25 protein-coding genes are annotated in these 26,309 nt (G+C 62.5%); 19 read left to right on the top strand and 6 right to left on the bottom strand.

The genetic code is table 11. The features are described from left to right. The 6 genes from ACO07C_RS13185 (at position 1) to trmB (ending at position 5,974) form a co-directional block, all read left to right on the top strand. Positions 1-1,074, top strand: a complete 1,074-nt coding sequence (locus ACO07C_RS13185; protein WP_421914597.1) for a hemolysin family protein — start codon at positions 1-3, stop codon at positions 1,072-1,074. 17 nt (positions 1,075-1,091) lie between these two features. Next, positions 1,092-1,565: a VOC family protein gene (locus tag ACO07C_RS13180; protein ID WP_421914596.1), complete on the top strand. Its 474-nt coding sequence runs from the start codon at positions 1,092-1,094 to the stop codon at positions 1,563-1,565. A 96-nt stretch (positions 1,566-1,661) separates the two neighbouring features. Further along, entirely contained in the window at positions 1,662-3,251 is a 1,590-nt protein-coding gene (gene lnt, locus ACO07C_RS13175; RefSeq protein ID WP_421914595.1) for an apolipoprotein N-acyltransferase, read from the top strand. A 139-nt stretch (positions 3,252-3,390) separates the two neighbouring features. After that, on the top strand, positions 3,391-3,810 hold the full coding sequence (locus ACO07C_RS13170) for a helix-turn-helix domain-containing protein (protein ID WP_421917517.1): 420 nt from the start codon (positions 3,391-3,393) through the stop codon (positions 3,808-3,810). Between the two features lie 167 nt (positions 3,811-3,977). Beyond that, positions 3,978-5,243: a methionine adenosyltransferase gene (gene metK / locus ACO07C_RS13165; protein ID WP_421914594.1), complete on the top strand. Its 1,266-nt coding sequence runs from the start codon at positions 3,978-3,980 to the stop codon at positions 5,241-5,243. A 29-nt stretch (positions 5,244-5,272) separates the two neighbouring features. Continuing rightward, positions 5,273-5,974 (top strand): tRNA (guanine(46)-N(7))-methyltransferase TrmB, encoded by a 702-nt coding sequence (gene trmB / locus ACO07C_RS13160; RefSeq protein WP_421914593.1) that lies wholly within the window; start codon positions 5,273-5,275, stop codon positions 5,972-5,974. A gap of 308 nt (positions 5,975-6,282) precedes the next feature. On the opposite strand, the gene ACO07C_RS13155 is transcribed toward trmB, so the two are convergent. After that, the gene (locus tag ACO07C_RS13155) at positions 6,283-6,447 is read right to left on the bottom strand and encodes a hypothetical protein (protein WP_421914592.1); all 165 of its coding nucleotides are present in this window, start codon (positions 6,445-6,447) and stop codon (positions 6,283-6,285) included. A 267-nt stretch (positions 6,448-6,714) separates the two neighbouring features. On the opposite strand from ACO07C_RS13155, the gene rimP reads away from it, so the two are divergent. The 10 genes from rimP to ACO07C_RS13105 all read left to right on the top strand — a co-directional run bounded on the left by rimP (position 6,715) and on the right by ACO07C_RS13105 (position 19,192). Continuing rightward, positions 6,715-7,347, top strand: coding sequence for a ribosome maturation factor RimP (gene rimP / locus ACO07C_RS13150; RefSeq protein WP_421914591.1), 633 nt, complete (start codon positions 6,715-6,717; stop codon positions 7,345-7,347). 48 nt (positions 7,348-7,395) lie between these two features. Beyond that, entirely contained in the window at positions 7,396-8,991 is a 1,596-nt protein-coding gene (gene nusA, locus ACO07C_RS13145) for a transcription termination factor NusA (RefSeq protein WP_421914590.1), read from the top strand. 38 nt (positions 8,992-9,029) lie between these two features. After that, a complete protein-coding gene (locus ACO07C_RS13140) occupies positions 9,030-9,680 on the top strand; it encodes an RNA-binding protein (RefSeq protein ID WP_421914589.1) in 651 nt (216 codons plus the stop codon). Next, a complete protein-coding gene (gene infB, locus ACO07C_RS13135) occupies positions 9,677-12,301 on the top strand; it encodes a translation initiation factor IF-2 (RefSeq protein WP_421914588.1) in 2,625 nt (874 codons plus the stop codon). Before ACO07C_RS13140 ends, infB begins: the two co-directional genes overlap by 4 nt. A 110-nt stretch (positions 12,302-12,411) precedes the next feature. Beyond that, positions 12,412-12,822: a 30S ribosome-binding factor RbfA gene (gene rbfA, locus ACO07C_RS13130; RefSeq protein WP_421914587.1), complete on the top strand. Its 411-nt coding sequence runs from the start codon at positions 12,412-12,414 to the stop codon at positions 12,820-12,822. Continuing rightward, a complete protein-coding gene (gene truB, locus ACO07C_RS13125) occupies positions 12,822-13,799 on the top strand; it encodes a tRNA pseudouridine(55) synthase TruB (RefSeq protein WP_421914586.1) in 978 nt (325 codons plus the stop codon). Before rbfA ends, truB begins: the two co-directional genes overlap by 1 nt. 103 nt (positions 13,800-13,902) lie before the next feature. After that, positions 13,903-14,997, top strand: coding sequence for a magnesium/cobalt transporter CorA (corA, locus tag ACO07C_RS13120; protein WP_421914585.1), 1,095 nt, complete (start codon positions 13,903-13,905; stop codon positions 14,995-14,997). Between the two features lie 195 nt (positions 14,998-15,192). Continuing rightward, positions 15,193-15,462, top strand: a complete 270-nt coding sequence (rpsO, locus tag ACO07C_RS13115; protein WP_006337962.1) for a 30S ribosomal protein S15 — start codon at positions 15,193-15,195, stop codon at positions 15,460-15,462. A 437-nt stretch (positions 15,463-15,899) separates the two neighbouring features. After that, positions 15,900-18,047: a polyribonucleotide nucleotidyltransferase gene (gene pnp, locus ACO07C_RS13110; RefSeq protein WP_421914583.1), complete on the top strand. Its 2,148-nt coding sequence runs from the start codon at positions 15,900-15,902 to the stop codon at positions 18,045-18,047. Positions 18,048-18,172: 125 nt separating this feature from the next. Continuing rightward, positions 18,173-19,192, top strand: coding sequence for a class I SAM-dependent methyltransferase (locus tag ACO07C_RS13105; RefSeq protein ID WP_421914582.1), 1,020 nt, complete (start codon positions 18,173-18,175; stop codon positions 19,190-19,192). Positions 19,193-19,210: 18 nt separating this feature from the next. Here ACO07C_RS13105 and ACO07C_RS13100 read toward each other — a convergent pair whose 3' ends face one another. The 4 genes from ACO07C_RS13100 to fabA form a co-directional block, all read right to left on the bottom strand. Further along, complete coding sequence (locus ACO07C_RS13100) at positions 19,211-20,761, bottom strand: putative bifunctional diguanylate cyclase/phosphodiesterase (RefSeq protein ID WP_421914581.1); 1,551 nt, start codon at positions 20,759-20,761, stop codon at positions 19,211-19,213. Positions 20,762-20,846: 85 nt separating this feature from the next. Then, positions 20,847-21,659, bottom strand: a complete 813-nt coding sequence (fabI, locus tag ACO07C_RS13095; RefSeq protein WP_421914580.1) for an enoyl-ACP reductase FabI — start codon at positions 21,657-21,659, stop codon at positions 20,847-20,849. Positions 21,660-21,670: 11 nt separating this feature from the next. After that, positions 21,671-22,891 carry a beta-ketoacyl-ACP synthase I gene (gene fabB, locus ACO07C_RS13090; RefSeq protein WP_421914579.1) on the bottom strand — a complete coding sequence of 407 codons (1,221 nt, stop codon included), beginning with the start codon at positions 22,889-22,891 and terminating at the stop codon, positions 21,671-21,673. A gap of 31 nt (positions 22,892-22,922) precedes the next feature. Continuing rightward, on the bottom strand, positions 22,923-23,441 hold the full coding sequence (fabA, locus tag ACO07C_RS13085) for a 3-hydroxyacyl-[acyl-carrier-protein] dehydratase FabA (protein ID WP_421914578.1): 519 nt from the start codon (positions 23,439-23,441) through the stop codon (positions 22,923-22,925). Positions 23,442-23,684: 243 nt separating this feature from the next. On the opposite strand from fabA, the gene irrA reads away from it, so the two are divergent. Together irrA and ACO07C_RS13075 are read left to right on the top strand one after the other, a co-directional pair. Next, positions 23,685-24,116 (top strand): iron response transcriptional regulator IrrA, encoded by a 432-nt coding sequence (gene irrA / locus ACO07C_RS13080; RefSeq protein ID WP_421914577.1) that lies wholly within the window; start codon positions 23,685-23,687, stop codon positions 24,114-24,116. A gap of 9 nt (positions 24,117-24,125) precedes the next feature. Further along, positions 24,126-24,485 (top strand): DUF4260 domain-containing protein, encoded by a 360-nt coding sequence (locus tag ACO07C_RS13075; RefSeq protein ID WP_421914576.1) that lies wholly within the window; start codon positions 24,126-24,128, stop codon positions 24,483-24,485. A gap of 54 nt (positions 24,486-24,539) precedes the next feature. On the opposite strand, the gene ACO07C_RS13070 is transcribed toward ACO07C_RS13075, so the two are convergent. Beyond that, positions 24,540-25,097 (bottom strand): SH3 domain-containing protein, encoded by a 558-nt coding sequence (locus tag ACO07C_RS13070; RefSeq protein WP_421914575.1) that lies wholly within the window; start codon positions 25,095-25,097, stop codon positions 24,540-24,542. A gap of 158 nt (positions 25,098-25,255) precedes the next feature. Between ACO07C_RS13070 and ACO07C_RS13065 the strand changes: the two genes are divergently transcribed. Next, the gene (locus tag ACO07C_RS13065; RefSeq protein WP_421914574.1) at positions 25,256-26,257 is read left to right on the top strand and encodes a 2-hydroxyacid dehydrogenase; all 1,002 of its coding nucleotides are present in this window, start codon (positions 25,256-25,258) and stop codon (positions 26,255-26,257) included. Positions 26,258-26,309 lie beyond the last annotated feature (52 nt).

Genomic DNA, 26,309 nt, shown 5'->3' with positions numbered 1-26,309 from the left:
ATGAACGACAAACCTGAAACTGCCGCCCGCCCCGACGCCGGCAGTACGACCAAGGCTTCCGACACATCGGAAGAGGGATCAAGTCCGAGTACCATTTCCGGCAGCGTCGCCAGCGAGCACTCGGCTGCCGGGCCGTCTCTGTTCAACCGCATTGTCGGGCTGTTCCGGCAGCGCAACGGAACCAGCCTGCGCGAGGAAATCGCCGGCGCCCTTGCCGAAACCACCAGCGACGCCGAGTCCTTCTCGCCTGGCGAGCGCGCCATGCTCAACAACATCCTGCGCCTGCGCGAAGTGCGCGTCGAGGACGTCATGGTGCCGCGTGCCGACATCGAGGCCGTCGAGATCAACACGACCCTGGGGGACCTGCTTGGCGTGTTCGAACAGTCCGGCCATTCCCGCATGCCCGTCTATTCCGAGACGCTCGACGACCCGCGCGGCATGGTCCATATCCGCGACGTGCTGGCGCACATCACCAAGATTGCGCGAGTCAAGAAGGGCAGGACGACACGCAAGGCGCCTGCCACCCCGCTTCTCGATCTGGCCCAGGTCGACCTTGCCCGCACCATCGGCGACTTGAACCTGATCCGCCCGGTGCTGTTCGTGCCGCCGTCGATGCTCGCTTCCGATCTGATGGGGCGCATGCAGACGACGCGCACCCAGATGGCGCTGGTGATCGACGAATATGGCGGCACCGACGGTCTCGCCTCGCTGGAGGATATCGTCGAGATGGTCGTCGGCGATATCGAAGACGAGCATGACGACGACGAGCCGATGATCACCCAGAGCGGCGATGGCGTGTTCATCGTTGACGGCAAGGCCGAGATCGACGACGTGGCCAAGATGATCGGCGAGGATTTCGCCGCGGGTGAACATGGCGAATATGTCGACACGATCGGCGGCATGATCTTCAACACCCTTGGCCGCGTCCCGGCGCGCGGCGAAGTGGTGCAGGCCATACCCGGCTTCGAGTTCCACGTGCTCGATGCCGATCCGCGTCGCGTCAAGCGGGTACGCATCGTGCACAGCCAGAAGGCCGAGCGGCGCCGGCGCGCGGCGCGCACCGAGCAGGCCTGATAACGCCGTCCCGCCCGATGACAGTCGACGACCCATTCAAGCACGCAACCCTGGGTTCCGGCGTATTCTACAAAGACCCATGGGCCGCCTTGGCATGGCTGGAAACGGCTTTCGGCTTCGAGCGCGGCATGGTGGTCACCGATCCCACCGGCAAGCTTGTTCATTCCGAGATGCGGTTCGGGGACGGCTATATCATCGTCGATTCCGAATGGGCTGATCATATCGCCAGTCCGGCATCAGTCTCGGGCAGGAACACGCAGTCGGTCTATGTCCGTCTCAAGGATGGCCTGGACGAGCATTGCGAGCACGCCCGCACCGCGGGCGCGGAGATCGTTGAGGAGCCAGCCGACCAGTTCTATGGCGAGCGGCTCTATCGGGCGCGCGACCCGGAAGGTCATGTCTGGACCTTCACGCAGACCATGCGTTCCGTTGCGCGCGAGGACGCCGAGAGGCTGGGCGGGGGTCTGAGGATCGAGGGATGGCACCGATAGTGGCCGCGAGCCTGTCCGGTGGATAACCCGTTATTTGGAGCACGGAGCGCAGCCTGTTAAATCTTGCTTCCTGATTCGCGCGACTCGGAAGTATGCATGGAGCGCCTTGCCGGCCGGATAATTCTGCTTTGGGGTTGGCGGCGCGCGCTGGTGGCGTTTCTCGCCGGGGCGTTGGCGGTTCTGGGCCAGGCGCCCTACGATTTCTTCGCGGCCTGCTTCATTTCATTCCCGCTGCTGGTCTGGCTCCTCGACGGTGCGACCAGCGAGGCACCCGGCAGTCTGTTCCGGCGCCTGCGGCCGGCTTTTGCCGTCGGCTGGTGGTTTGGCTTCGGCTATTTTCTCGCCGGCCTCTGGTGGATCGGATCGGCCCTTCTGGTCGAGGCCGACAGCTTCGCCTGGGCCTTGCCGTTCGCGGTCGTCGGCATCCCGTTCGCGCTCGCCTTTTTCTACGGATTCGCGGCAATGGTCGCCCGGCTGCTGTGGAGCAACGACATCGGCCGCATCGCTGCCCTTGCCTTCGCCTTTGGCCTGGCGGAATGGCTGCGTGGCTTCCTGTTCACCGGCTTTCCGTGGAATGCCGTCGGCTACGCGGCCATGCCGGTGCCCTTGCTGATGCAGAGCGTGTCGGTGACCGGCATGATCGGCATGAATTCGCTGGCGGTCTTCGTCTTTTCGCTGCCGGCGTTGCTTGCGGCCCGCCGTAATATTCGCCTTGGCGCGGCACTGCTGGTCGTGCTGGTCGCGGCCCATGTCGGCTTCGGCTACATCCGGCTGAATGCTCCGGCCGCGCCGGCAACCAGTTCGATCGACGTGCGCATCGTGCAGCCGGCGGTTGACCTCTCCGAAAAGTGGGATGCCTCGGTGCGCGACCGCATCTTCGCCACCATGATGGGGCTGTCAGCCAAGGCGCCGGAGCCCGGCCATGCCAAGCCACAGCTGATCGTGTGGCCGGAAACCTCGGTGCCATTTCTGTTCACGGAGCGGCCGGATGCGCTGACGGCGTTGGGCGAGATGCTCGCCGGCGGCCAGATGCTGATTGCCGGCATCGTGCGCGAGGAGGGCGGTGCGGCGAATGCCGACAGCCGCTATTACAATTCCGTCGTGGCGATCAACGACAAGGGCGAGATCGTCGACGCGGTCGACAAGGTTCACCTTGTGCCCTTTGGCGAGTATCTGCCCTTTGCCGGGCTGCTCGGTCGCTTTGGCCTCGACCAGCTCGTCGCCGGGCCGACGAATTTCGCGGCCGGCAATGAACGGCACGCGATCACCGTGCCCGGCGGCATCCGCGCCCTGCCGTTTATTTGCTACGAGGTGATCTTTCCCGATCTGGTGGCTGTTGACGCGACGTCAGCACAGCTTATTGTGAATGTCACAAATGACGCATGGTTCGGCGACACGCCGGGTCCGTACCAGCATTTCAGGCAGGCGCAGATTCGTGCGGTGGAAAACGGGCTGCCTTTGTTGCGCGCAGCCAACAACGGTATTTCCGCGGTTGTCGATCCGCGTGGGCGCATCGTCGACGCTTTGGCGATCGATGCGCGCGGAGCCATGGATGTGCGTGTGCCGATTTCCGGGCAGGCGGTTGCCTCCTCCGGTCAACGGCGCATTAACGGAATGCTGATCATGTTGGTGTTTGCCCTCGCTGCCTGCGTGTCGAATGTAAGGCAAAGGCTACGGGCGAATTGACAGCTGACACATTAGAAACTCATACTGTACCGCCTGAAATTTCTCGAAGCCATTGGATCGTACTGTTGGGGCAGTCGCCGCCGGCTTCGTTTGGGCAGGAAAAAATAGAAAAAGCCGGAAAAATTCGGCGAGGAAAAAAATGATAGAAGACAACAAAAAGAAACCGAATCCGATCGACATCCACGTTGGAAGTCGCGTCCGGCTTCGCCGCAACATGCTGGGAATGAGCCAGGAAAAGCTCGGCGAAAATCTCGGCATCACATTTCAACAGATACAGAAATATGAAAAGGGCACCAACCGCGTTGGCGCCAGTCGTCTCCAGGCGATTGCCTCCATACTTGGAGTGCCTGTCGCCTTTTTCTTCGAGGATGCGCCGGGCCAGGAGGCCAGTGGCAATCGCGGATTTGCCGAGGATTCCTCGATGGCGTTCGCCGTCGAGTTCTGTGGCAGTCCCGAAGGTCTTCAGCTTAACCGTGCCTTCGTCAAGATCACCGACATGAAGGTCCGCCGCAAGATCATCGAGCTTGTAAAATCACTTTCTTCCGACGATCCTGACTGACGCGACCTGTGGCGCCGGCGGCCACCACCGCCGGTCAACCACATAACAATATCAACATTCCTTCATGCCAGAACGGCTGCACCGCTTGACGAGCGGCGCTCCGCACCGCTAACACGTGGCGCGCCAAAATCGGCAGCCTGCCGATCGTTTTTCAAGAGGGGACACCCGTGACGCGGCAGAATTACTTCTTTACCTCGGAATCCGTTGCCGAGGGTCATCCCGACAAAGTCTGTGACCGCATCTCCGACGAGATCGTCGATCTGGTCTATCGTGAGGCCAAGAAGACCGGCATGGACCCGTGGAAGGTCCGCGTCGCCTGCGAGACGCTGGCAACCACCAACCGCGTCGTCATCGCCGGCGAGGTGCGCGTTCCCGAGACGCTGCTCAAGAAGGACAAGCAGGGCAACATCCTCAAGGATGCGGCAGGCCATCCGGTCGTCAATCCGGCCAAGTTCAAGTCGGTTGCCCGCAAGGCGATCCGTGAAATCGGCTACGAACAGGCCGGCTTCCACTGGAAGACCGCGAAGATAGAGGTCCTGCTGCATGGTCAGTCGCCCGATATCGGCCAGGGCGTCGACAACGCCGCCGACCGTCAGGGCGAAGAAGGTGCTGGCGATCAGGGCATCATGTTTGGCTACGCCTGCCGCGAAACGCCGGATCTGATGCCGGCCCCGATCTACTACAGCCACAAGATCCTCGAATTGCTGGCCGCCGCCCGTCACCAGAACAACGGCGAGGCAGGCAAGCTCGGCCCGGACGCCAAGAGCCAGGTCACCGTTCGCTATGTCGACGGCAAGGCCGCCGAGGCGACGCAGATCGTGCTCTCGACCCAGCATCTCGATGCGAGTTGGGATTCGAACAAGGTCCGCAAGGTCGTGGAACCCTATATCCGCGAGGCACTTGGCGACCTCAAGATCGCCGACGACTGCATGTGGTACATCAATCCCACCGGCAAGTTCGTCATCGGCGGGCCCGACGGCGACGCCGGCCTGACCGGGCGCAAGATCATCGTCGACACCTATGGTGGCGCGGCGCCGCATGGCGGCGGCGCCTTCTCCGGCAAGGACACGACCAAGGTCGACCGTTCGGCGGCCTATGCGGCGCGCTATCTGGCCAAGAACGTGGTGGCGGCCAAGCTTGCCGACCGCTGCACCATACAGCTTTCCTACGCCATCGGCGTTGCCCAGCCGCTGTCTGTCTACGTCGACCTGCACGGCACCGGCAAGGTTGACGAAGCCAAGCTCGAGGATGCGCTGCGCACCGTGATGGACCTGTCGCCATCAGGCATCCGCCGCCATCTCGACCTCAACAAGCCGATCTACGCCAAGACGTCGTCCTACGGCCATTTCGGCCGCAAGGCCGGTCGCGACGGGTCTTTCTCGTGGGAGAAGACCGATCTCGCCAAGGCGCTCAAGGACGCTGTCGCCGCCTGACCGCGGCGCCAGCTCCGCAGGCGCGGCCCATGGATCCCAAGGACAGACCAAGCCGCGCGACCGAAGCGTTTTTCGGTCGCCGGCGCGGCAAGGCCATGCGTCCGCAGCAGGCCGCTGCGCTGGAGACCGGATTCACCAAATACCGGCTCGACCTCACAGTTGAAGCCCCGCGCGATCTGACCGGCCTGTTCGAAGCCGATGTTGCCGCCGTGCGCCTTGAAATCGGTTTCGGTGGCGGCGAACACCTGCTGCACCGCGCCAGCGAATCTCCGTCGACCGGGTTCATCGGCGTCGAGCCCTTCGTCAACGGCATGGCCAAGATGATGATGGCGGTAAGGGAAAACCCGCTTGCCAATCTTCGCGTCCATGACGACGACGCCACGCGCTTGCTCGACTGGCTTCCGGAAAACTCGCTCGACGGTATCGATCTCCTCTACCCGGACCCGTGGCCGAAGAAGAAGCACTGGAAGCGTCGCTTCGTCAGTCCGCTCAATCTCGACCGTTTCGCGCGGGTGCTGAAGCGAGGCGGACGCTTCCGCTTCGCATCGGACATCGACACCTATGTGAACTGGACGCTGCTGCATTGCCGCGCGCATGGCGGCTTCGCCTGGCAGGCGAAGGAGGCGTCTGATTGGCATCGGCCGTACGAGGGTTGGCCCGGTACGCGTTACGAGGCCAAGGCCATCCGTGAGCAACGCCGCCCGGCCTACCTTACCTTCCTTCGCACTTGATCCTGAGGCCGCGGCGGGGAGCGAGGTCCGAACGAGCAGGCGAGGTTCGCCCGCTTACGCCTTCGAAGCCCAGATCGCCTGGTTCCGCGTGACGAACGCCGCCGTGGGGCGCAGGCAAGCTCGGCTCGGTTGACCTCATCGAGATTTCTCAGACGGTTTGACGCGGCCCTTGGGATTGCCCGCGTCTAGAGCATGATCCCGAAAAGTGGAATCCGGTTTTCTCGGACGAACGGTTCCCGTTTGTCCAGAGATCATGCTCAAACAAACAGATAGAGCCCCATCTCGATTCCATCGGAATGGAACAGGCTCTATAAGCGCCGGGTGTTGTCGAAATGCTCGGGGTTGATGCCGAGCTTTGAGAGATCATGATTCTTCGGGCGGTGACCGCGTTCGACAGCGGCTGCCGCGGCGACGGCGCTGCCGAAGGCGCGCACGAGGTCGCCGATACGGCCAAAGGATCTATGGTTGTTCATCTCATCGTCCTCTTTGGGTGGAAATCTGGCCTGTAGCTAGGTATCGCAAGGCAAAGCGGTAGAGGCCGCGGATGCATGCTTGCCATGCACGTCTTGCATGATCGGTTGGCCGAACCTGTGGTGTCTCTGGCCGAGGGCTTGAAAGGGAGGTCATATTCGTCTATATCGGCTTCAAATTCTTGGTCGGTATGACGAAGAGTGGGTCCACCCGGTCCCGCTCTTTTTTATTACCTGCCGATCAGTATCGAATCGAGCGACAGGGATCGAATGACTGCAACGACCATCGACGGCGACGACCGCATCATCCGCGAGAGCGGCATCGATGCACGCATCGCGCTGATCGTTCAGCCGGTTCTGCGCGGCATCGGCTTCCGCCTCGTGCGGGTGCATCTGTCCGGGCAGAACGGCCTGACATTGCAGATCATGGCCGAGCGCGAAGACGGCACCATGACGGTCGAGGATTGCGAAGAGGTCAGCCGTGCCGTGTCGCCGGCCCTCGACGTCGATGATCCGATTGAAAAGGCCTATCATCTCGAAGTGTCGTCGCCTGGCATCGATCGGCCGCTGGTCCGCAAGTCGGATTTCGTGACTTGGACGGGACATCTGGTGAAGATGGAAACGTCGGTTCTCGTAGCCGACCGCAAGCGGTTCAAGGGCAAGATCGCCGAAGCCGGTGAAGACGATGTGCTGATCGAGCGCGACGTCGCCGCCTATGGCCAGGAACCGACGGTGCGTGTGCCTTACGATGCGATCGCCGACGTCAGGCTGATCCTGACCGACGATTTGATCCGAGACGCGCTGTCGAAGGACAACAGGGAACGCAAGGAGGCGAAGAAACGCCGCGGCGAACCTGACGATGCACCCGAGGGTGCGGAAGACGAAGCCGAACAGGAAATTTGATTGGGCTGCCGGGCATGAAGGCTCGGCAACAAGCTCGGGAGAAATATGATGGTTGTAAGCGCCAACAGGCTTGAATTGCTGCAGATCGCCGACGCTGTCGCGCGTGAAAAGTCGATCGACAAGTCGATCGTCATCGCCGCCATGGCCGATGCGATCCAGAAGGCCGCGCGCTCGCGTTACGGCCAGGAAACCAATATTCGCGCCGACATCAACGCCAACACCGGCGAAATGAAGCTGCAGCGGCTGATGGAAGTGGTCGAGAAGGTTGACGACTACGCCACGCAGATCGCCATTTCCTCGGCCCGCGAGCGTAATCCGGACGCCCAGCTCGGCGACTTCATCGCCGAACAGCTGCCGCCGATGGACTTCGGCCGTATCGCGGCCCAGTCGGCCAAGCAGGTCATTGTCCAGAAGGTGCGCGAAGCTGAGCGCGACCGCCAGTATGACGAATACAAGGACCGCATCGGCGAAATCGTCAACGGCACCGTCAAGCGCGTCGAATACGGCAACGTCATTGTCGATCTCGGCCGCGGCGAGGCGATCATCCGCCGCGACGAACTGATCCCGCGCGAAAACTACAAATATGGCGATCGCGTCCGTGCTTACGTCTATGACGTGCGCCGCGAACAGCGCGGTCCGCAGATATTCCTGTCGCGTACCCATCCGCAGTTCATGGCCAAGCTGTTCACCATGGAAGTGCCGGAAATCTACGACGGCATCATCGAGATCAAGTCGGTCGCTCGTGACCCGGGCTCGCGCGCCAAGATCGCCGTTATCTCGCGGGATAGCTCGATCGACCCGGTCGGTGCCTGCGTCGGTATGCGCGGCAGCCGCGTCCAGGCGGTTGTCGGCGAACTGCAGGGCGAAAAGATCGACATCATTCCTTGGTCGCCTTCGGCCGCCTCCTTCATCGTCAATGCGCTGCAGCCGGCGGAAGTCGCCAAGGTCGTGCTCGATGAGGACGCCGAGCGCATCGAAGTCGTGGTTCCCGACGACCAGCTGTCGCTGGCCATCGGCCGCCGAGGCCAGAACGTGCGTCTCGCCTCGCAGCTGACCGGCTGGGATATCGACATCCTGACCGAGGCCGAGGAATCCGAACGTCGCCAGAAGGAATTCGTCGAACGCTCGTCGCTGTTCATGGAAGCCCTCGACGTCGACGAGATGGTCGGCCAGGTCCTGGCCTCCGAAGGCTTCACCAGCGTCGAGGAAGTTGCCTATGTCGATTCGAGCGAAATCGCCTCGATCGATGGCTTCGACGAGGACACCGCTTCGGAAATCCAGACCCGCGCCCGCGAGTATCTGGAGAAGATCGAGGCCGAGCATGACGACAAGCGCAAGGCGCTGGGCGTCACGGACGAGCTGCGTGAAATTCCCGGCATCACCACCGCCATGATGGTGACGCTCGGCGAGGACGGCGTGAAGACTATCGAGGATTTCGCCGGCTATGCGGCTGACGACCTGACAGGCTGGAAGGAACGCAAGGACGGCGAGACCAAAGTCTATCCGGGTGTGCTGGCCAGTCACGGCGTAGCGCGTGCCGATGCCGAGCAGATGGTTCTGGCTGCCCGCCTCAAGGCGGGCTGGATCACAGAAGACGAGCTTGCGGCCGAAGACGTTTCGGCTGACGAAGCCGTTGGTGCGTGAGGTGAAACCGCATCGCACCGAACCCGCCCCTGGACGAGATGAACGATCGCACCTGCATCGTCACGCGCCGACAAGCCGAACCGGATGAACTGATCCGTTTCGTCGTCGGCCCGGATTCGGTCGTCGTTCCCGATCTCAAGAGAAACCTCCCCGGCCGTGGTTGCTGGGTGACCGCCGACCGCCTACATATCGAGAAGGCGGCGGCGAAGAACCTGTTCGCTCGCGCATTCAAGGCGCAGGTGACCGTACCGCCAGATCTTGGCGGCATGGTCGACGGGCTGCTTTCCAGATCCGCTTTGGGCATGCTTGGCCTTGCCCGCAAGGCAGGCGCGATTTCGCTTGGCGCCACCAAGGTCGAGAGCGCGGTGCGTGGCGGGCTGGCGCTCTTCGTGCTGCATGCGGCCGAGGCGTCCGATGATGGGGTGCGCAAGATCAGCCAGGCGCGACGGGCAACCGTCCATCTCGGCGGACCTGCAACGCTTGCTTACAAACTTTTCTCCGAGGCCGAGTTGAGCTTGGCATTGGGGGGTACAAATGTGATACATGCTGCCGTTCTCGCGGGAGACGCGGGCAGGGCGGTCCTGAAGCGCATGGTTGCGCTCGACCGATATCGGGGCGGTACCCCGGACGATCTTGCAATGATTGCGGCTGTTGCTGACGAAGATGATGCCGCAGAGGATATGGAATGAGCGATACGAAATCGGGCGACGATAAGACGTTGAGCGTTACACCGAAGAAGACCTTGACGCTGAAGCGCCCCGGTATGGAACAGGGCACCGTGCGCCAGAACTTCTCGCATGGCCGCACGAAGGCGGTCGTGGTCGAGACCAAGAAGCGCAAGTTCTCGATGCCCGGCGACAAGCCCGAGCCGGCTGCTGCCGCGCCTGTGTCCGTCTTCACGCCGAAGCCACCGGTCGCGCCCGCGCCTGCGCCAGTGCCAGCGCCGGCCCCCACGCCGGCGCCCGTCGTCGTGCAGGAAGTGCCCAAGGCGCCTCCTCCTCCTCCGCCGCCATCAAGGCCGGTTGAGCGTGGCGGCATGGTGCTGAACGAGCTGTCGCGCAGTGAAATGGAAGCGCGCCGCAGGGCGCTCGAAGGCTCGAAAGTTCGCGAGGTCGAGGATCGTCAGCGTGCGGCCGAGGATGCCAAGCGCCGCGCCGAGGACGAAGAACGCCGCAAGCGTGAACGCGAGGAATCCGCACGCCGTCAGGCAGAGGAAGAGGCGCGCCTCCAGACCGAGGCCGAGTCCCGCCGCCGCGCCGAGGAAGAAGCACGCCGCCGCGCGCCGCAGGCAGCGGAACTGGCAATCGTCGACGACGAAGAAGAGGTCAAGCCGAAGCGGGCTGTGGCCGGTGCACCGGTGCGCCGTCTGGTCACGCCCGAAGTGGCGCGTCCGGCCAAGCCGACCAAGAGCGAGGAAGACCGCCGCCGTGGCAAGCTGACGCTGAATTCCGCTTTGTCCGATGAGGACGCGCGGGCCCGTTCGCTGTCCTCGATGCGTCGCCGCCAGGAAAAATTCAAGCGCGCGATGCATAATGAGCCGCGCGAGAAAGTCATGCGCGAAGTGATCCTGCCAGAGACCATCACCATCCAGGAACTGGCGCAGCGCATGTCCGAGCGCGCCGTCGACCTGGTCAAGTTTTTCATGAAGCAGGGCCAGATCCTCAAGCCGGGCGACGTTATCGACGCCGACACGGCCGAGCTGGTCGCCACCGAATTCGGCCATACGGTTCGCCGCGTCGCCGAGTCCGACATCGAGGAAGGCCTGTTCAACATCGCCGACCGCCCGGAAGATCTGGTGTCGCGTCCGCCGGTGGTCACGATCATGGGTCACGTCGATCACGGCAAGACCTCGCTGCTCGACGCCATCCGCAATGCCAATGTCGTCTCCGGCGAGGCCGGCGGCATCACCCAGCATATCGGCGCCTATCAGGTCGAGAAGAACGGTCACAAGATCACCTTCATCGACACGCCCGGCCACGCCGCCTTCACGGCAATGCGTGCACGTGGCGCCCAGGCAACCGACATCGCCATCCTGGTGGTGGCGGCCGATGACAGCGTGATGCCGCAGACGATCGAGTCGATCAGCCACGCCAAGGCTGCCGGCGTTCCAATCATCGTGGCGATCAACAAGATCGACAAGCATGATGCCGATCCGCAGAAGGTGCGCTCGGAACTGCTGCGTCACGAAGTGTTCGTCGAATCCATGGGCGGCGAGGTGCTGGACGTCGAAGTGTCGGCAACCAAGGGCACCAATATCGACAAGCTGCTCGAGGCGATCCTGCTGCAGGCCGAAATCCTCGACCTCAAGGCCAATCCTGACCGCACCGCCGAAGGTGTCGTCATCGAGGCCCAACTCGACAAGGGCCGTGGCCCGGTCGCCACCGTCCTGGTGCAGACCGGTACGCTCATGCCCGGCGACATCCTCGTTGCTGGCAACGAGTGGGGCCGGGTGCGCGCGCTGGTCAACGATCGTGGCGGGCAGGTCAAGGAAGCGCCGCCGGCGATGCCGGTCGAGGTGCTCGGTCTTCAGGGCACGCCGCAGGCAGGCGATCGTTTCGCCGTCGTCAACAACGAGGCCCGCGCTCGCGAGATCACGGAATATCGCCAGCGTCTGGCACGTGAGAAGGCTGTTGCCAAGCATGCGGGCCAGCGCGGCTCGCTCGAACAGATGATGTCGCAGTTGCAGACAAGCGGGCTGAAGGAATTCCCGCTGGTCATCAAGGGCGACGTGCAGGGTTCGATCGAGGCGATCAACGCGGCCCTGGACAAGCTCGGCACGGACGAAGTGCGTGCGCGCATCGTCCATGCCGGCGCCGGCGGCATCACCGAGAGCGACGTGTCGCTGGCGGAGACGTCGGGCGCCGCGATCATCGGTTTCAACGTTCGCGCCAATGCACAGGCGCGTGCGGCCGCCGCCGCGGCGGGCATCGAAATCCGCTACTACTCCATCATCTACAATCTGGTGGATGACGTGAAGGCCGCCTTGTCGGGCCTGTTGTCGCCGGAGCGTCGCGAGACCTTCATCGGCAATGCGCAGATCCTCGAAATCTTCGACATCACCAAGGTCGGCAAGATCGCCGGCTGCCGTGTAACCGAAGGCAAGGTCGAACGTGGCGCTGGCGTGCGCCTGATCCGCGACAACGTGGTCATCCACGAAGGCACACTGAAGACGCTGAAGCGCTTCAAGGACGAAGTTTCGGAAGTCCCGGGCGGCCAGGAGTGCGGCATGGCCTTCCAGAACTACGAAGACATGCGCGTCGGCGACATCATCGAATGCTTCCGCGTCGAGATGGTAACCCGTACGCTCTGAGTTCGAGTGTCTTGCTGAGACCGGGCGGTGGTCGAGAGACCGCCGCCCAAAACATATGAGACATGCGGCGCGGTCCCATCCCGCGCCTCACGCTTTCAGGATTGAGAAAAATGCCCCGTCCAACCACGTCAAGCCCATCCCAGCGCATGCTGCGCGTCGCCGAACAGGTGCGCCACGCCTTGTCCGAGACCCTGCAGCGCGGCGAGATCATCGACCCGCTGATCGAGAACACGGTGGTTTCGGTCTCGGAAGTGCGCATGTCGCCCGACCTGAAGGTCGCAACCGCCTTCGTTTCGCCGCTCGGCGCCAAGGATACCGATGCCGTGGTGGCGGCGCTCAACAAACACGCGAAATTCGTGCGCGGCCGCGTCTCCGGCGCGCTCCGGCAGATGAAGTTCATGCCTGAGTTCCGCTTCAAGCTGGACACCTCGTTCGATAATTTCGCCAAGATCAACACCTTGCTGAAATCGCCCGAAGTTGCGCGCGATCTCACCGAGGACGACGACAAGGACACTGAATAGTGGGGCGCCGCGGCAAGAAGAAGGGTCGGCCGATTTCGGGCTGGCTGGTGTTGGACAAGCCGGTTGGCATGGGCTCGACCGAAGCCGTTGCCAAGATCAAATGGCTGTTCCAGGCGGACAAGGCCGGCCATGCCGGCACGCTCGACCCCCTGGCGTCCGGCATGCTGCCGATCGCGCTTGGCGAGGCCACCAAGACCGTGCCTTACGTGCAGGACGGCGCCAAGATCTATCGCTTCACGGTGGCCTGGGGCGAGGAGCGTTCGACCGACGACCTCGAGGGGCCGGTGACCAAAAGTTCCGAGCAACGCCCCTCCGAGGTGGATGTACGCGCGCTTCTGCCAAAATACACCGGTGTCATCATGCAGACTCCACCACAGTTCTCGGCCATCAAGATCGCCGGCGAACGTGCCTATGACCTTGCCCGCGAAGGCGAGACGGTCGACATCCCGGCACGCGAGGTAGAGATCGGCCGCCTGGACATTGTCGAGCACGGCGCCGACCGAACCCTTTTCGAGATCGAATGCGGCAAGGGCACCTATGTGCGCTCGCTGGCACGCGACATGGGCCGCGACCTCGGCTGCTTCGGTCATATCTCGGAACTGCGCCGGGTCGAGGTCGACCCGTTCACAGCGGAGGATTTCGTCACTCTGGCCGAACTCGAGGCCGCCCGTTTCGGTGTGCAAAGCGATGAGCCCGCGGAATCGGCCGATGCCGATGACGCTGTGGATGTGCCGGTAGACTTCAGCGCCATCGATGCGTTGCTGGTCGATACATCCGCCGCACTCGACTGCCTGCCGCAGGTTGCGATCAGCGATGATGCCGCGACCAAGATCCGTCTTGGCAATCCGGTGATCATCCGTGGTCGTGATGCGCCGGTCGAGGCCGAGGAAGCCTGTGCCACGGCACGCGGCAAGCTGGTGGCTATCGGCGCCATCGAGCAAGGCATGTTCAAGCCAAAGCGGGTTTTTGCCGGCTAACCACCCCCTAACGCCTTGAATCCACGTACGATCGCTTTCGCCGAACTGATTCCTGTTTCCCGGGTCATTTGCTAAGGTCGAGCGCATTGGACGTGAGGAACAGATGGCGAGGACCGAAATGGCGAGGAAGCGGGCGCCCGTAAAAACGCGGCGACCGCCGGTCGGCGCTTCGCCGGGCACGCTGATCGCCGACCCGGCGGCGCGGCGTACCGAACTGCGGCTGACCTTGATCTCGCCGACGAAGTTCAAGACGATCGAAAACGCCAGTATCGACTACGTCACTGCCAATTGCGACAAATGGCCGGTGATCTGGCTTGATTGCACCGGCCTCGCCAACATTCCGCTGATCGAGGAGATCGGCCGTATCTTCAGCCTGCACCCGCTGGCGCTGGAAGACGTCGTCAACACCGGCCAGCGGCCGAAGGTCGACTTCTTCGAGGACCACGCCTTCGTCGTCGTCAGGATGATCGACGACGTCAGCGCGCACCGCTACGAGCAGATCGCTGTCTTCCTCGGCAAGAATTTTGTCGTCACCTTCCAGGAGCGTGAGGGCGATCCGTTCGACCCTGTGCGCAAGCGGATCGAGAGTTCGGCGCCGAACCGGTTGCGCGCACGCGGCGCCGATTATCTCGCCTATGCGCTGATCGACGCCATCGTCGACAGCTATTTCCCGCCGATCGAGGCTGTCGGCGACATTGTCGACGGCATCGAGGATGAGATGCTGCACACGCCACACAAGCATCATATGCGGCAGCTGCACGAGTTGCGGCGCGACGCCAATGTGCTGAAGGGCGTGCTGTGGCCGATGCGCGACGCGCTGGCGACGCTCATCCGCAACGACGTGCCCTTTGTGAAGGCCGAGACCAAGGTCTTCCTGAACGACACGCTGGATCATTCGTTGCGCTTGATCGAACTGGTCGAAACCCAGCGCGACATGCTGACAGGCCTGATCGAGATGCATCTGTCGCTGAGCCAGGCCCGCACCAACGATGTCATCAGCTATCTGACGATCGTCTCGGTGATCTTCATGCCGCTGACATTCCTCGTCGGTGTCTGGGGCATGAACTTCGATCCCTCATCCTCGCCCTGGAACATGCCGGAACTGAAGTCCTATTACGGCTACCCGGCGGCCCTGTTCTTCATGTTGCTGGTGGCGATGGGGCTCATAGCCTTTTTCCGATGGAAGAAATGGCTCTAGCGGGAGGCTGATCGTCGGCTCCTGGGAGCCGAAACCGCCAGCGAAGCCGGCTTGTGAATTGGGCTGGTGTTTTCTGGGGAATTGCACTATATGCGCCGCAGCATAGCGCCTTGACGCTCTGCTTGCACCGGCCCCTGCTGGACGACATCCCGGCTGAGGGCGTCCCGTTTCCTCAAACAGATAAGGAAAAACACGATGTCGATTACTGCCGAGCGCAAAAAAGAATTGATGGGTGAATTCGCTACCGCCAAGGGCGATACCGGGTCTCCGGAAGTCCAGGTGGCCATCCTTTCCGAGCGCATCAAGAACCTGACCGACCACTTCAAGGACCACAAGAAGGATAACCATTCCCGCCGTGGTCTGCTCGCTCTCGTCTCCCAGCGCCGCAGCCTGCTTGACTATCTCAAGCGCAAGGATGACGCGCGCTACCAGACGCTGATCGAGAAGCTCGGTCTGCGCCGCTGACGAATTGACCGGCGGGCTCTCTTCGGAGGGCCCGCCGGTCGCGCATTGGAGTGCCGGGCAGAAAAGCCGCGTCGCGACCTTCAGACAAGCCAATGCACGAATGAAGGAATGGAGCACCGCCCGTCCGATGGGACAGCAAGGGTTGCTCCGGGAATTTGAATTTGCGTGTGATTGCGTCCGAGGACCGAGGTTTTCGAGATCACGCGCAAGACCGATCGCATCGATCGGCAATTCGGTTCCGAGGCGGCACAGGGCCGCATCGGCACCGCCCATGGACAGTCATGGGGCAGGATTGCAGGACGCTCGCGTGGCCACCGCGCCGGACTTTTCGAGCTTCCCGTTGTCTTGCCCGTGGCTGGTCCGCAAAGGAAGCCAGGGGGAAGGGCATCCGCGCACGGTGAAACGGCGCGGCCCTTTCCTCATACAAAGGACAAGATATGTTCAATCATCACAAAGTGGAAATCGAATGGGGCGGCCGTCCGCTCATCCTGGAAACCGGCAAGATCGCCCGCCAGGCTGACGGCGCCGTGCTCGCCACTTACGGCGAGACCAAGGTCCTCGCCACCGTCGTGTCGATGAAGGAGCCGAAGCCAGGCCTCGATTTCTTCCCGCTGACCGTCAACTACCAGGAAAAGACCTATGCCGCCGGCAAGATCCCGGGCGGCTATTTCAAGCGTGAAGGCCGTCCGAGCGAGAAGGAAACACTGGTTTCCCGCCTGATCGACCGCCCGATCCGCCCGCTTTTCGCCGATGGCTACAAGAACGACACCCAGATCGTCGTCACCGTCGTGCAGCATGATCTCGAGAACGATCCGGACATCCTGTCGATCGTCGCCACCTCGGCCGCGCTCACGCTGTCTGGCGTTCCGTTCATGGGTCCCGTCGGCGGTGCTCGCGTCGGCTACATCAACGGCGAATACGTGCTCAACCCGCACATCGACGAGATGCAGGAATCCAAGCTCGACCTCGTCGTCGCCGGCACCGCCGACGCCGTGCTGATGGTTGAGTCCGAGGCCAAGGAACTTGGCGAAGAGCTGATGCTCGGCGCCGTGATGTTCGGCCACAAGGGTTTCCAGCCGGTCATCGACGCGATCATCAAGCTCGCCGAAGTCGCCGCCAAGGACCCGCGCGATTTCACCGCGCCGGACTATTCGGTGCTGGAAGCCGAGATGCTGAAGATCGTCGAAGGCGAACTTCGCGATGCCTACAAGATCACCGACAAGCAGAAGCGCTATGCCGCCGTCGACGCCGTCAAGGCGAAGGTCAAGGCCGCCTTTGCTCCGGCCGAAGGCGAAGAGTCCAAATATACCTCCGAGCAGATCGGCACGGTGTTCAAGGAACTGCAGGCCAAGGTCGTGCGCTGGAACATCCTCGATACCGGCTCGCGCATCGACGGCCGCGACCTGAAGACGGTCCGCAAGATCGTTTCCGAAGTCGGCGTCCTGCCGCGCACCCACGGTTCGGCCTTGTTCACCCGCGGCGAGACCCAGGCGCTGGTCGTTGCCACGCTGGGCACCGGCGAAGACGAACAGTATGTCGATTCATTGACCGGCATGTACAAGGAGAAGTTCCTCCTTCACTACAACTTCCCTCCCTATTCCGTCGGTGAGACCGGCCGCATGGGTTCGCCCGGCCGCCGCGAAATCGGCCACGGCAAGCTCGCCTGGCGCGCCATCCGCCCGATGCTGCCGAGCGCTGACCAGTTCCCCTACACGCTTCGCGTCGTCTCGGAGATAACCGAGTCCAACGGTTCCTCCTCGATGGCCACCGTCTGCGGCACTTCGCTAGCGCTGATGGATGCCGGCGTTCCGCTGGCAAAGCCCGTTGCCGGTATTGCCATGGGCCTGATCAAGGAAGGCGAGCGCTTCGCGGTCCTCTCCGACATCCTGGGAGACGAAGACCACCTCGGCGACATGGACTTCAAGGTAGCCGGCACCGCCAACGGCATCACCTCGCTGCAGATGGACATCAAGATCGAGGGCATCACCGAGGAGATCATGAAGATCGCGCTGGACCAGGCCAAGGAAGGCCGCCAGCACATCCTCGGCGAAATGGCATATGCCCTGACCGGCGCCCGCCCCGAACTCGGCGAGTTCGCGCCGCGCATCGAGGTCATGCACATCCCCACCGACAAGATCCGCGACGTGATCGGCTCGGGCGGCAAGGTCATCCGCGAGATCGTGGAAAAGACCGGCGCCAAGATCAACATCGAGGACGACGGCACGGTCAAGATCGCTTCGTCGAATGCCAAGGAAATCGAGGCGGCCAAGAAGTGGATCCACACCATCGTCGCCGAGCCGGAAGTGGGCGAGATCTACGAAGGCACCGTCGTCAAGACCGCCGATTTCGGCGCGTTCGTCAACTTCTTCGGTCCGCGTGACGGCCTCGTCCACATCTCGCAGCTTGCCAACGACCGAGTCGCCAAGACCTCCGACGTCGTCAAGGAAGGCGACAAGGTCTGGGTCAAGCTGATGGGCTTCGATGAGCGCGGCAAGGTCCGTCTGTCGATGAAGGTCGTCGACCAGGCCACCGGCAAGGAACTCGCCCGCGACAAGAAGGCCGAAGGCGAAGAAAACGCCGCTTGATCGGTCTGACAGGGTAATAGAAGCGGGCGCGCCGTAAGGTCGCGCCCGTTTTCGTTTCCAGAGTATCACGGCGACCGAGTTGCCACGCTGACGCCGTGGATCGGTCAAGGGCTTGGGATTGGGGAATGTTGGACGAAGCGACGAAGACACTGTTCCATCCGTTCGAGGCGGAAGCCATCTCGATGCCGGGCAGGGAAGGGCGTGCCCTCTTCCTGGGCGCTGAACCCGGCTTTCGGCTACCTGACGGGTTCGAGGCCGAACTCCATATCGTGCAGGGTTTCCGGCCCTATTTCCGGGCGTTGCAGGCGTCCGGGCGGGTCGTCACGCCGCAAGGTGAAGGTAATGGTTTCGATGTGGCGCTGGCACTTGCCGGGCGTCATCGCGGACAAAACGAGTTGCGCGTCGCCGAGGCGCTGGAGCGTGTGGCGCCCGGCGGTCTGATCGTCGTCGCTGGCGGCAAGGACGAGGGCATCGCCAGCCTGCGCAAGCGTCTCGGCGAGCTTGTGGCACTTGACGGCCATATGCCGAAGTATCACGGCACCGCCTTCTGGTTTCGCCGTCCGGCGGATGCCGTGGCCGCTGCCACGCTTCGCGCCGCCAATCCCGCTCAGCGCGTCGACGGCCGTTTCACGACAAACCCCGGCATGTTTTCCTTCGACCGGATCGATGTCGGTTCTAAACTGCTGGTCGATAACCTGCCTGCCGACATGCGCGGCCACGTCGCTGATTTCTGCGCTGGCTGGGGTTATCTGGCGGCGGAGACGTTGGCGCGGTCACCGGCCATCTCCGCCATTGACCTGCATGAGGCGGACTTCGCTTCACTGGAAGCGGCAAAAGCCAATCTTGCGGATGTCGCCCAATCGGTTGCAAGAAATTTCTTCTGGATCGATCTGCTGAGCGAGTCGGTTGAACGACGCTACGATGCCATCGTCATGAACCCGCCATTCCATCGCAGCCGTGCGGCCGAGCCCGAGATTGGTGCCGGCATGATCCGCACTGTGGCAAAGGCCCTGAAGCCGGGCGGGCGGCTGTTCATGGTCGCGAACCGCCAACTGCCCTACGAGCCGGTGCTGGCGGCGGCCTTCTCCAGCCATGGCGAGATCGCCCGTGACGGCATGTTCAAGGTGCTTTCCGCTCGCCGCTGAAACGGCGCTACGGCGGCCTCAATGCATGTTGGCGACGAGACGCTCGCGAACGCCTTGCGCTGCGTGCACCTCGCGAAGCCCGATCTTGAGCGGAGCCGGGCGGCCGAACAGGTAGCCCTGGACCACTTCGCAGCCGGCGGCCCGGAGCAGTGTCGCCTGGTTCTCGGTCTCGACACCTTCAGCGATGATGCTGACGCCGAGCGCGCGTGAAAGGCCGACAATGGTCGAGACGACCGCGCCGGAACTTGAATCGGTGTCGATGCGGCTGACGAAGGAACGATCGATCTTCAGCTTGCCGAACGAAAAATCGATGAGGTAGCTCAGGTTGGAATAGCCGGTGCCGAAATCGTCAACGGCGACGGAAATGCCCATATCGGCCAACTCGCGCAGGATGGCCGCGGCGCGGTCGCGATCCTGCATCATCGCTGTTTCGGTCACCTCCAGCTCCAGCCTGGACGGCTTGATGCCGGTGCTTGCCATCGTATCGCGCACGATGCCGACGAAATCCCTGGTCATGAATTGCACCGGGGAGATGTTGACGGCGACGAAACAGTCATCCGGCAAATGTTGGGCATCGCTGCAGGCCTTGTGCAACACCCACTCGCCTATGGGGCCGATCATGCCGGTCTCCTCGGCGATCGGGATGAACTCCATGGGCGGGATCATGCCGCGCTCCGGATGCTTCCAGCGGATCAGCGCCTCGTAACCGATGACGCGGCCGGTCGGCAGGTCAAGCTGCGGCTGATAGTGGAGATCAAAATCACCGCGGTCGAAAGCGGCGTTCAGTTCGGATTCGATCCACTGGCGATGGTCGGCGACCCGGCCCATGTCGGCGTGGAAGATCGACCAGTTGCCGACACCGCTGGCGCGCGCATTCTGCAGTGCCAGGTTGGATCGACGCAGGATGAGCACGGGGTCGACGCCATCCTTGGGCATCGCCACGATGCCCACCGACAGGCTGACCGATTGCAGGTGGGAGTTGAGCTGGTAGGGCTCCATCATCTCGTCGATGATCTTCTCGACGGTACCTTCCATCGATCCCTGGATCGCGAGGTCGGGCATGAGCACCGCGAACTCGCCGGCACCGATGCGCCCCACCACCGCGCTCTCGGGCAGGCACGTCTTCAATCGCTTGGTGAAGGCGCGGATCAGTTCGTCGCCCTGGCTGTAACCGATTGCGTCGTTGATCTGCTTGAAGCGATCGATGTCGATGTCGATGAGATATACAGGTTCGCCGGTCCTGCTGGTTGCGCAGGCCGCTTCGGCGATCTTGCCGACCATTGCCGGTCGCGCGACCAGGCCGGTCAGCTTGTCGAAATGGGTTTCCTTGAAGACATATTCCGCCGATTCATCGACGCCGGCGAAGAAGGAAAGTGCGGCACCCGCTGCGGCGAGCGCGCAAAGCGCGGCCATGATGCAGATCATCGTGCTTGCCGGCATGCCGGCCAGGCCATCGCCGAAGCTGTACTTCAGACCCCAGAGCCCGAGAACGAAGCTGCCCATGCCCGAGCTTGCAATGGTGAGCAGCCGGAACATAGGTGTTCGCTTCGGGTTGCTGACAGCTTGCATTACGAAAGTCCCCAGTACGGGGCTTTCTAACGGACATCTCCTTAAAATGAGTTTCCGTCAATGCATCTAATTTTACTGGATAGGACTATTCCCGTCCGCCATCCGTCTGCTTCAACTCGTCGAGAGTCGGCATGGAAACAATATGATAGCCGGAATCGACATAGTGGATCTCACCGGTAACGCCGGAAGACAGATCGGACAGGAGATAGAGCGCCGAACCACCGACTTCATCGATGGTCACGGTGCGGCGCAGCGGCGAGTTGCGCTGCTGGTAGGAGAACATATGGCGCGCATCGGAAATCCCGGCGCCGGCGAGTGTGCGCACCGGTCCCGCCGATATGCCATTCACCCTGATCCCACGCGGACCGTAGTCATTGGCGAGATATCGGACACTGGCTTCCAGCCCGGCCTTGGCAACGCCCATGACGTTGTAGTTGGGCATGACGCGGACCGATCCAGCATAGGTCAGCGTGATCATCGAGCCGCCATCCTTCATCAAGGCCGCGGCATGGCGGGCAACTTCCGTGAAGGAATAGCAGGAGATCACCATGGTGCGCACGAAATTGTCGCGGCTGGTGTCGGCGTAGAGGCCCTTGAGCTCGTTCTTGTCGGAAAAGCCGATGGCGTGGACGACGAAGTCCAGCCCGCCCCAGCTGTTTCCCAAGGTCTCGAAGGTGGCCGCGACAGATGCGCTGTCCTCGACGTCGCACGGAATGATCTGGGACGCGCCGAGCTTTTCCGCGAGCGGCTTGACCCTGCGGCCGAAGGCGTCGCCCTGATAGGTAAAGGCGAGTTCCGCCCCGTGCTCGGACAGTTTCTTGGCAATGCCCCAGGCGATCGAATGATCGTTGGCGACACCCATGACAAGCCCGCGCTTGCCCTTCATCAATCCGTCCATGCCGGCAGTCCTTATGCGGAATAACGCTGGAAAACGAGCGTCGCGTTGGTCCCACCGAAACCGAACGAATTCGACAAAACCGTGTCGATCTTGGCGTTGTCTATGCGCTTTCGCACGATAGGCATGCCCTCGAATTCGGGATCTAGGTTCTCGATATGAGCGCTCTCGCCTATGAACCCGCCCTGCATCATCAGGATCGAGTAGATCGATTCCTGCACCCCTGCGGCGCCCAGTGAATGGCCGGTCAGCGATTTCGTGGAGGTAATGTGAGGCATGGTCTCGCCGAACACCTCGCGGATCGCGCCCATTTCCTTGGAGTCGCCCACCGGCGTCGAAGTGCCGTGGGTGTTGATGTAGTCGATCGGCCCGGACACGGTCGCCAGGGCCTGCCGCATGCAGCGGATCGCGCCCTCGCCCGAAGGAGCCACCATGTCATAGCCGTCCGAAGTCGCGCCATAGCCGACGACCTCGGCGTAGATCTTGGCGCCGCGCGCCTTGGCGTGTTCGAGTTCCTCCAGCACCAGCACGCCGGCGCCGCCGGCAATGACGAAGCCATCGCGGTTGGCGTCATAGGCGCGCGAGGCGGCGGACGCGCGATCGTTGAACTTCGACGACATGGCGCCCATGGCATCGAAGAGATCGGACATGGTCCAGTCGAGATCCTCGTGGCCGCCGGCGAACACGATGTCCTGCTTGCCCCACTGGATCAGTTCGTAGCCATTGCCGATGCAATGAGCGGACGTAGAACAGGCCGACGAGATGGAATAGTTCACGCCGTGAATCTTGAACCACGTCGCCAATGTGGCCGACGCCGTCGAAGACATCGCCTTCGGCACGGCGAAGGGTCCGATGCGCTTGGGGCTGCCGTTCTTGAGCGTGGTTTCGGCCGCTTCGACGATGGTGCGGGTGGACGGACCGCCCGAACCCATCACGATGCCGGTGCGTTCGTTGGTGATGTCGCTCTCGGCAAGGCCCGCGTCGGCGATCGCCTGGTCCATGGCGACATGGTTCCAGGCGGCTCCCTGGGACAGGAAGCGCATGGCGCGGCGGTCGATCATGGCGGACGGGTCCAGCGTCGGCGCACCCCAGACCTGGCAGCGGAAGCCATGTTCGGCGAAGGAATCGGAGAAACTGATGCCGGACCTGGCATCGTGGAGCGAGGTCTGAACCTCGTTGGCGTTGTTGCCGATTGACGACACAATGCCGAGGCCTGTGACTACGACCCGTCTCATGGGCTGCTCCTTCCAGAGTGTCCGGTGACGATCAGGCGACCGCCGACTGCTTTGACAGACCCACCTTGAGATCCGTTGCCGAGTATATGGGCTCGCCATCGGCCTTCAGCCAGCCATCGGCGATGCCGAGTACCAGCCGTCCGCGCATCACGCGCTTGAAGTCGATGCCGTACTCCACCTTCTTGACGGAAGGCGTGACCATGCCCTTGAATTTCACTTCGCCGGTCGACAGCGCCATCCCCTTGCCGGGCTCGCCGAGCCAGCCGAGATAGAAACCGGTCAGTTGCCACATGGCATCCAGTCCCAGGCATCCCGGCATGATCGGGTTGCCGATGAAATGGCAAGCGAAGAACCAAAGGTCCGGCTTGATGTCGAATTCCGCGCGGATGAAACCCTTGTCGAAGGCGCCGCCAGTTTCGCTGATTTCGGTGATGCGGTCGAACATCAGCATCGGAGGATAGGGCAACTGGGCGTTTCCAGGCCCGAACAGCTCGCCGCGGGCGCAGGCAAGCAGTTCCTCATAGTCGTAGCTGGATTTCGAACCCGCCATCAATTCGTCCCCGTAATCGTCCCCGGGCGGTGGTGCGCGCCCTTGTCGTTGGTTTCCTAACACAATCTGTTTCCGGCCGGAAACCGGCGTTTGCGCTTAACCCGCCCGTCTGCCCGGGTCAATGCGCGCTATTGATCGTATTCAGCCGACAGAATATATGTCAGCAGGTGTCCGGTTTGGGCAGAGGCCCTTATTCTGCCACTCTGGACGTGTCTTGGGGCGGAATAAGGGCTCGACAAATAGATGGATCAGGGCTGCCGGAAGGAAGATGTCGCTGTGGACAAGCGGGTTCGCGAAGCAGGCTTGAGGCCGACACGTCAACGCATCGCGCTGGCCGATCTGCTTTTTGCCAAGGGCGACCGCCATCTTTCGGCCGAGGAGTTGCATGAGGAGGCCATCGCTGCCGGTGTGCCGGTATCGCTGGCCACGGTCTACAACGCCCTTCATCAGTTTACCCAAGCCGGCTTGCTGCGCATCCTGGCTGTCGAGGGGTCGAAGACATATTTCGACACCAACACCTCGGATCACCACCATTTCTATATCGAAGGCGAAAATCGGATATTCGATATCGCCAACGGTCCTGTCACGGTCACCAACCTGCCGGAGCCTCCGGAAGGCATGGAGATCGCCAATGTCGATATCGTGGTGAGGCTGCGACCAAAACGCCGCGATTGATCGCCGGCGATGAAGCCGCTGGACCTGACGATTCGGCTCGAATGGGCCGCAGTCGCGCTGGCCGCCATAGCCTTGTATGCAGCGGCTGGTGCTTCTTGGCGGCTGTTTGCCTTGCTAATCCTTGCGCCTGACCTGTCGATGCTTGGTTATCTCGCAGGGCCACGAGCGGGAGCCATCAGTTACAACGCCCTGCACGTCCTGATCTCTCCGGTGCTGCTCTTGCTAGCAGGTCACTTCGGCGGCAGTGCGCTGGCGACGGCGATCGCCGTGATCTGGATTGTCCACATCGCCATCGACCGCGCACTGGGCTACGGCCTCAAGCTGTCCAGCGGCTTTCAGGATACCCATCTTGGCCGCATCGGCCGTTAGGCGATGATCCTGCAAGGTTGGCCCTGAACTATAAAGAGCGATTCGGGAGCAGGATCAGTCCTTGACCCGTTCGCCCGGATAAGCGCCCCATACCAGCGACTGCGCGAGCCAGCCGGTATGGCCCTCAAACGTCATTTCGCACCATTGGCCGTTGCAGGACTTGATCGAGCCCATGACGCCGGGCTCGATGATGGCGACCACTCTGGCGCCATCCTGCGGGCTGTTGAGCAGGTTTATCCTGGCATCCTTGCCGCGCTGCCAGGGCGAGACAATGGCCGTGCGCTTGCCTGAAAGCAGCGACTGGTTGATCCAGCCTTCCGACCCGTCGGCGTCGCGGACGCGGCGCCAGGTGTCGAACTCCTGGATGATTTCCATCGGCAGGCCGGCCTTCATGTACATCCAGTCGACGGAGTAGTTGGCGCCGGGGCCGACGCGGGAATTGACGCGGCCGGATTTCAGGCTGACGAAGCGCGGCAGGGGCAGGCCGCTCGGGCCGAGCGTGATGCTTTGCGCGGGCGCGGCGGCGCTTTGCGCTGCCACGACCGGGGAGTAGAGGAGAGCGCCAAGACATGCTGCGCTGAGGGCCAGGCGAAGCGACGCGTAACCAGACACTTTCGTTCCTTTCGGCGCCGGCCCGTTGGCCATGGCGCGCCTTTTTCTTTGTCTTCGGCGGAACCGCTTGTTACATGGGTAACTGGCACCGCGACCGGCTTTCAGTTTCGCCTGTCTTGGTTAAAGAGGTCTCAACGAGATCGGGGTACGAGGAAACAATGGCAGGCAAAAAGAAGCCTCTCGTCGTCATCACGCGCAAGCTGCCGGACCCGGTCGAGACCCGCATGCGTGAGCTGTTCGACGCGAGGCTGAATGTCGAGGACAGGCCGATGACGCAGCCCGAATTGGTGGCCGCGGTCAAGGAAGCGGATGTTCTCGTCCCCACCGTGACGGATCAGATCGATGCGGCTCTGATCGCCCAGGCCGGCGAGAATCTCAAGCTGATCGCCAATTTCGGCAACGGCGTCGACAAGATCGACGTGGCGGCCGCGGCCAAGAGAGGCATCACCGTCACCAACACGCCGAACGTGCTGACCGAAGACACCGCCGACATGACCATGGCGCTCATGCTGGCCGTGCCCCGGCGGCTGGCGGAAGGTGCCAATGTGCTGACGGGTGACAAGAAATGGGCCGGCTGGTCGCCGACCTGGATGCTCGGCCGGCGCATTTGGGGCAAACGGCTTGGCATCGTCGGCATGGGCCGAATCGGCACTGCCGTCGCCAGGCGGGCAAAGGCGTTCGGCCTTTCGATCCACTATCACAACCGCCATCGGGTGCTGCCGGCGGTCGAGGATGGGCTGGAGGCGACATACTGGGAAAGCCTCGACCAGATGCTCGCCCGCATGGACATCATCTCGGTCAATTGCCCGTCCACGCCAGCGACCTTTCATCTGCTTTCGGCGCGGCGCCTGGCCTTGCTGCAGCCGACGGCCTACGTCGTCAACACGGCGCGCGGCGACATCATCGATGAGGAATCGCTGGTAAAACTGATTCAGGATGGCAAGATTGCCGGCGCCGGCCTCGATGTCTACGAGCACGAACCCGCGTTGAACAGCAAGCTCCTGAAACTCGCCGCCAAGGGGAAGGTGGTGCTGCTGCCGCATATGGGCTCGGCGACGCTTGAGGGCCGAATCGACATGGGCGAGAAGGTCATCATCAACATACGGGCATTCTTCGACGGCCACCGCCCACCTGACCGTGTGTTGCCGCTGCGCACGTGATCGCTAGCCAAGGCGGCATCATCCTGCGTCATGGCGAGAGAATGTTAGTATA

Source organism: Mesorhizobium sp. (genome assembly GCF_965229135.1).
GTDB lineage: Bacteria > Pseudomonadota > Alphaproteobacteria > Rhizobiales > Rhizobiaceae > Mesorhizobium.
This window is presented reverse-complemented; position numbering and strand designations above follow the sequence as displayed.

Excerpts from the sequence above, each read along its gene's own strand:
- ACO07C_RS13185 (WP_421914597.1), top strand. The coding sequence starts at position 1 with ATGAACGACAAACCTGAAACTGCCGCCCGCCCCGACGCCGGCAGTACG.
- ACO07C_RS13180 (WP_421914596.1), top strand. The coding sequence starts at position 1,092 with ATGACAGTCGACGACCCATTCAAGCACGCAACCCTGGGTTCCGGCGTA.
- lnt (WP_421914595.1), top strand. The coding sequence starts at position 1,662 with ATGGAGCGCCTTGCCGGCCGGATAATTCTGCTTTGGGGTTGGCGGCGC.
- ACO07C_RS13170 (WP_421917517.1), top strand. The coding sequence starts at position 3,391 with ATGATAGAAGACAACAAAAAGAAACCGAATCCGATCGACATCCACGTT.
- trmB (WP_421914593.1), top strand. The coding sequence starts at position 5,273 with ATGGATCCCAAGGACAGACCAAGCCGCGCGACCGAAGCGTTTTTCGGT.
- ACO07C_RS13155 (WP_421914592.1), bottom strand. The coding sequence starts at position 6,447 with ATGAACAACCATAGATCCTTTGGCCGTATCGGCGACCTCGTGCGCGCC.
- rimP (WP_421914591.1), top strand. The coding sequence starts at position 6,715 with ATGACTGCAACGACCATCGACGGCGACGACCGCATCATCCGCGAGAGC.
- nusA (WP_421914590.1), top strand. The coding sequence starts at position 7,396 with ATGGTTGTAAGCGCCAACAGGCTTGAATTGCTGCAGATCGCCGACGCT.
- ACO07C_RS13140 (WP_421914589.1), top strand. The coding sequence starts at position 9,030 with ATGAACGATCGCACCTGCATCGTCACGCGCCGACAAGCCGAACCGGAT.
- infB (WP_421914588.1), top strand. The coding sequence starts at position 9,677 with ATGAGCGATACGAAATCGGGCGACGATAAGACGTTGAGCGTTACACCG.
- rbfA (WP_421914587.1), top strand. The coding sequence starts at position 12,412 with ATGCCCCGTCCAACCACGTCAAGCCCATCCCAGCGCATGCTGCGCGTC.
- corA (WP_421914585.1), top strand. The coding sequence starts at position 13,903 with ATGGCGAGGACCGAAATGGCGAGGAAGCGGGCGCCCGTAAAAACGCGG.
- rpsO (WP_006337962.1), top strand. The coding sequence starts at position 15,193 with ATGTCGATTACTGCCGAGCGCAAAAAAGAATTGATGGGTGAATTCGCT.
- pnp (WP_421914583.1), top strand. The coding sequence starts at position 15,900 with ATGTTCAATCATCACAAAGTGGAAATCGAATGGGGCGGCCGTCCGCTC.
- ACO07C_RS13105 (WP_421914582.1), top strand. The coding sequence starts at position 18,173 with ATGTTGGACGAAGCGACGAAGACACTGTTCCATCCGTTCGAGGCGGAA.
- ACO07C_RS13100 (WP_421914581.1), bottom strand. The coding sequence starts at position 20,761 with ATGCAAGCTGTCAGCAACCCGAAGCGAACACCTATGTTCCGGCTGCTC.
- fabI (WP_421914580.1), bottom strand. The coding sequence starts at position 21,659 with ATGGACGGATTGATGAAGGGCAAGCGCGGGCTTGTCATGGGTGTCGCC.
- fabB (WP_421914579.1), bottom strand. The coding sequence starts at position 22,891 with ATGAGACGGGTCGTAGTCACAGGCCTCGGCATTGTGTCGTCAATCGGC.
- fabA (WP_421914578.1), bottom strand. The coding sequence starts at position 23,441 with ATGGCGGGTTCGAAATCCAGCTACGACTATGAGGAACTGCTTGCCTGC.
- irrA (WP_421914577.1), top strand. The coding sequence starts at position 23,685 with ATGGATCAGGGCTGCCGGAAGGAAGATGTCGCTGTGGACAAGCGGGTT.
- ACO07C_RS13075 (WP_421914576.1), top strand. The coding sequence starts at position 24,126 with ATGAAGCCGCTGGACCTGACGATTCGGCTCGAATGGGCCGCAGTCGCG.
- ACO07C_RS13065 (WP_421914574.1), top strand. The coding sequence starts at position 25,256 with ATGGCAGGCAAAAAGAAGCCTCTCGTCGTCATCACGCGCAAGCTGCCG.